The 3534-nt window shown below is 76.1% G+C and carries 4 protein-coding genes; all 4 read right to left on the reverse strand.

Going from position 1 to position 3534, the window contains the following annotated elements; all coding sequences use genetic code 11:
* Window positions 1-1261: ABC transporter permease (locus tag PYV61_RS22630; RefSeq protein ID WP_275835943.1), on the reverse strand; the 1261-nt coding region annotated here is incomplete at its 3' end.
* Window positions 1262-1271: 10 nt separating this feature from the next.
* Window positions 1272-1604, reverse strand: a complete 333-nt coding sequence (locus tag PYV61_RS22635; RefSeq protein WP_275835945.1) for a PadR family transcriptional regulator — start codon at window positions 1602-1604, stop codon at window positions 1272-1274.
* 149 nt (window positions 1605-1753) lie between these two features.
* Window positions 1754-2548: a cyclase family protein gene (locus tag PYV61_RS22640; protein ID WP_275835947.1), complete on the reverse strand. Its 795-nt coding sequence runs from the start codon at window positions 2546-2548 to the stop codon at window positions 1754-1756.
* A gap of 7 nt (window positions 2549-2555) precedes the next feature.
* On the reverse strand, window positions 2556-3534 hold a 979-nt coding region (locus PYV61_RS22645), incomplete at its 5' end, for a DUF3179 domain-containing (seleno)protein (protein WP_275835949.1).

Raw genomic sequence — 3534 nt, forward strand, 5'->3', positions numbered from 1 at the left:
CGACCGCCAGCACCGTGCTCTCGGTGAGGAGCTGGCGCGCCAGCCGCCCGCGCCCGGCGCCGAGCGCGGCACGCACCGCGAACTCGCGCCGCCGCGACAGCGCGCGCGAGAGCATCGCGCCGGCGAGGTTGGCGCAGGTGATGACCAGCACGAGCGCGGCGCTCGCCATCAGCACGAGCAGCGGCGTGCGCGTGTCGCCGACCATCGCGTCGCGGATGGGGAGCGCGGTCAGGCGGTAGAAGCCGTCGGTGCCGGGGTGCTCGCGCGTCAGCGCCTCGCCGATCCCGGCGAGCTCGCGCGCGGCGGCCTCCGGCGCGACGCCCGGGCGCAGCCGCGCCACCACGCCCAGGTACTGGCGGCCGCGCGCGCGCGACGGGTCGCGCATCGCGCCGCGCAGCGTCTGCGGGAAGTAAAAGTCCACCTCCCCCACCGGCCCGACGAAGGCGCGCGGCAGCACGCCGACCACCGTGCGCGTGATCCCGTTGACCACCACGCGGCCGCCGACCGCCGCCGGGTCGCCGCCCAGGAGGCGCTGCCACCCGGCGTGCGTCGCCACCACGTCGTAGGCCGTGTCGGCGGCCGCGTCGTCGGCGCGCAGCACGCGCCCGCGCGCGGCCGTGACGCCGAGCGTGCGGAACAGCTCCGGCTCGACCCAGGCGACGCGCACGGCGCGCGGCCCGTCCGCCCCGCTGAGCACCGCGTCGCGCGGCAGCCCCTCGAACGCGGCCAGCCGCTCGAGCCCGCGGGCGCGCGCGCGCAGGTCGGTCACCACGGCGGCGCTCACCGGCCCGCGGTCGTTGGTGCCGTCGTTCCAGCGCGCGTGCACCTGCAGCACGCGGCCGGCGTCGGCGTAGGGCAGCGCGTCGAGCAGCACCGACTTGGCCACGCCGAACACCGCCGCGTTGGCGCCGATCCCGAGCGCGAGGGTGAGCGTGGCGAGCAGCGCGAAGCGCGGCGCCCGCCGCAGCGACCGCGCCGCGGTCCGCAGGTCGAGCCACAGCTCCGACAGCCGCTCCGCGCGGCGCGCGCCGTCGGCGCGCTGGTGGTCGAGCGCCTGCATCGCGGTCCTCCATCGGTGGGGGTCGCCGAACCGCCGCAGCGCCTCGGCGCGCGCGTCGCCCGGGGTCAGGCCGGTCGCCGCCAGCTCGGCGGCGCGCATCTCGAGGTGGAACGCGATCTCGGCGTCCACCTCCGCGTCGACGTCGGGGCGGCGCCGCGCGAGGCGGAATGCGCGGCGGACGCCCGGGGGGAGCGGCGGCACCGGCGCCCCCTCAGGCCGTGCGGAGGGCGGCGAACACCGCCTCCGCGTAGCGCGTCCACGTCGCCGTCTGCGTCGCCAGCTGCCGCCGGCCGACGGCGGTGAGCGTGTAGTACTTGGCGCGCCGGTTGGACTCCGACACTCCCCACTCGCTCGCCAGCCAGCCGCGCTTCTCCAGGCGGTGCAGCGCGTGGTAGAGCGCGCCCTCCTCCACCTGCAGCGCGCCGCGCGTGGCGTCGTCGATCCAGCGCGCGACCGCGTAGCCGTGGCGGGGGCCCCAGGTGAGGGCCTTGAGCACGAGCACGTCGAGGGTGCCCTTGAGGAGGTCGAGCGTGTCGTCGCCCACAAGCCGCTTCCCTGAAAGATTCAGGGGACAGGATGCGACGGGGGGCGGCGACGGTCAAGTGCATTCGACAGGATTGACAGGAAAGGGCGCGGAGAGACTCCAGACTCGAGTCTCTCCGCGCCCTTTCCTGTTAATCCTGTCGAAAGCTGTTACCGAGGTATCAGCGCCACCGCCCGCAGCGGCCCGCCCGACCCGCCGGCGATCTTCATGGGGAGCGCGATGACGATCGCCCCGGTCGCCGGCAGCTGGTCGAGCCCGCGCAGGTTCTCGAACCCCGGCACGTCGGCCGCGGCGGCCAAGCGGTGCACGCGGAAGTCCTGCGACTGCCCGCGGTCGATCGACGCCACGTCGACGCCGAGCGCGCCCGCGCGCCGCTCCTCGACCAGCAGCCGCGCCGCGTCCTCGCCGAAGCTCGGGAAGTGCAGCTTCGTCGCGTCGCCGGGGGTGTCGTCGCCGAGGTACGCCTTGCGGTCGGGCCAGCGGCGGTCCCACCCGGTGCGCAGCAGCACGATCGTCCCGGCGCGGATGCGCCCGTGCCGCCGCTCGAACGCCAGCACGTCGTCGCGCGTCAGCATGTAGTCGGCGTCGGCGGCCGCCCTCGCGCTCACGTCGATCACCACCGCCGGCGCCATCAGCCGCTCCAGCGCGACGTTCTCCGCGGTCGCCTTGCCGGCGCCGAAGTGGATCGGCGCGTCGAGGTGCGTGCCGCCGTGCTCCGGCGCCGAGTACGCGAACGCCGAGTAGTACCAGCCGCCCGGCGTCTGCCCCGCCGAGAGCGTGTCGAGCCTGAAGCCCGTGGGCGACGTGGGCCAGTACGGCGTGCGCGCGTCGAAGGCGTGCGTGAGGTCCACCATCCGGTAGCGCGACAGGTCGAGCGGCGGCTGCGCGTGCGCCGCGATCGCCGCGGTCGCCAGCAGCCCGAGCGTCCCTCGCATGACTCTCATCGCGCCCTCAGTAGGTGGAGGTGCCGGGGTGGAACGTCCGCCAGCTGTGCCAGAACTCCTGGTACGCCGCGACGGGGGCGAGCCGGCCGTCGGCGCCGCGCCCGTCGAGCGCCCACGCGCGGGCGCCCGCCACCAGCGAGTCGCCGCGCAGCGCCAGCCGCGTCGCGTCGTCGGGGCGCGCGTAGGCGACGAAGCTCGCGCCGTCGGGGGCCAGCGCGACGACGACCGGCGTCCCGCCGACGACGTCGTTGATCACGCGCTCGCGCCGCAGCCGGTTCCAGTCGTACGCGCGGCTCGCGCCGTCGAGCGCGACGCCCACCACCCACGCCTTGTCGGCCCACGACGTGGTGTCGGTGCCGGTGAGGCGCTTGCGGCTGGTGCCGCGCTCGTAGTCGAACGTCTTCGGGTACTCGTCGAGCGCCTCGGGGTCGGCCTGCATGACCAGCGACCGCGGGTGCATCGCCAGCCACAGGCGCAGCGTCGTCTGGCGGCTCGGGAGCTCGCGCAGCGCGGCGCCGCGGCGCGGGCCGGCCACCGCGCCGCCGCTCGCCTGCCGCCACCAGCTCCCGGTCGAGTGGTCCTCGAACATCGCGTTCCAGTGGTCCATCCCCACCAGCCGGAACGTCTCGGCGCGCCCGTCGACCACCGGGTCGAAGACGCGCCCCGAGCGGCACACCGTGCAGTAGCTCACCAGCACCGGGCGCCCGCCGACCGTGTCGCGCACCTGGTGGTGGTAGCCGAGGTACTGCAGCGGGTAGGCGCGCGCCTCGCCGTTCACCTCGACGCCGACCACCAGCCGCTCCCCGTCGACGCGGCTCTCGGCGGCCGGCCTCATGAGGAGCTGCGAGGGGAGGCGGAACATCATGTCGGCCGCCATCACGACGTTGGTCGCGTAGGCGACGCCGCCCAGCGCCGCGAGCGCGGCGAGGGCGGCCCACCGCCGCCTGCCCGGCGCGCGCCACGCCGCGGCGAGCCCCGCCAGCAGC

This window comes from Roseisolibacter sp. H3M3-2 (assembly GCF_029211165.1).
Lineage (GTDB): Bacteria > Gemmatimonadota > Gemmatimonadetes > Gemmatimonadales > Gemmatimonadaceae > Roseisolibacter.

Bases quoted from the DNA above. Each gene is read 5' to 3' on its own strand.
- PYV61_RS22640 (WP_275835947.1), bottom strand. From the start codon at position 2,548: ATGAGAGTCATGCGAGGGACGCTCGGGCTGCTGGCGACCGCGGCGATC.